Origin of the sequence: Novosphingobium olei (assembly GCF_012927405.1) — a bacterium.
In the GTDB taxonomy this organism is placed as follows: domain Bacteria; phylum Pseudomonadota; class Alphaproteobacteria; order Sphingomonadales; family Sphingomonadaceae; genus Novosphingobium; species Novosphingobium olei.
Window position 1 is genome coordinate 1 of the sequence record NZ_JABBGM010000044.1, and the last position, 1,015, is coordinate 1,015.

At 60.5% G+C, this 1,015-nt stretch carries 1 protein-coding gene; it reads right to left on the reverse strand.

Features of this window, described 5'->3' with window-relative positions; all coding sequences use genetic code 11:
- Positions 1 to 955, reverse strand: a 955-nt coding sequence (locus tag HHL27_RS22165; protein ID WP_169495526.1) for an IS481 family transposase, incomplete at its 3' end; no start/stop codon positions are given.
- Between the last annotated feature and the right edge of the window lie 60 nt (positions 956 to 1,015).

Sequence of the window (1,015 nt, forward strand, 5' to 3'; positions counted from 1 at the left end):
TGTTCAGTCCCGGCATTTGGTGGATCGGATTGACGATGAAGCGTTCTGGCTCTGAGGTCCAGATTTTTGCGATGTATTCGTAGGGCGTGAGCCCGCTGAGTGTCTTGAGCCGGCGGGCAAAGTTGTAGGCAGCCATGAAGTCGGCGAGGTGCGTCCTGAGCTGGTCATGGCTCTCGTAATGAAAGCGTTTGACGGTCGCCTCCTTGATCGTCCGGTTCATGCGTTCGACCTGCCCGTTGGTCCACGGATGGTTCGGTTTGGTGAGCCGGTGCTCGATGTCGTTCGCCTCGCAGATCATGTCGAAGCGCATCTGACGCGACCAGGCGGTGTTGCGGTTACGAGGCTGATCGGCGAACTGGATGCCATTGTCGGTCAGAATGGTGTGGATGCGGTAAGGTACGGCCTTCAGCAGGTGTTCGAGGAACTCCCACGCTGTGCGCCTGTCGGCCTTGTCGACCAGCTGGGTGACCGCGAACTTGCTGGTGCGGTCAATGCCGACGAACAGGTACAGCTTGCCTTCGGCGGTCTGCACCTCGGCAATGTCGATGTGGAAGAAACCGATGGGGTAGCGCTTGAAGCGCTGGCGCTTCGGCTTGTCGCCTTCGATGTCGGGTAGCCGGGAGATTCCGTGCCGCTGGAGGCAACGATGCAGCGCTGAGCGCGTCAGATGCGGGAGCGACGGCTGCAAGGCATAGAGGCAGTCATCCAGCGGCAGCAGCGTGTGCCTCCGGAACGCCACAACAACTGCCTCATCGGCCTCGGACAGAGTGGTGGAATGAGGGGCCTTCGGCCCGGTCTTCAGGTCCTCGACCGTGGTCCTCTTACGCCACTTCGCGACCGTCTTCGGGTTGATCCCCAGCTCACGGCTCAGCGTCGCGAGCGAAGCTTGCGATCGCTGTATTGCTGCTCGGACGGCGTGCGTGGTCGTGGCGCACCCATGACGTATCTGTCCCATACGGCTTCCTTCCATTCCAACGAAAGGATCGCACCATCAAACCGTGGGATCAAACACCTA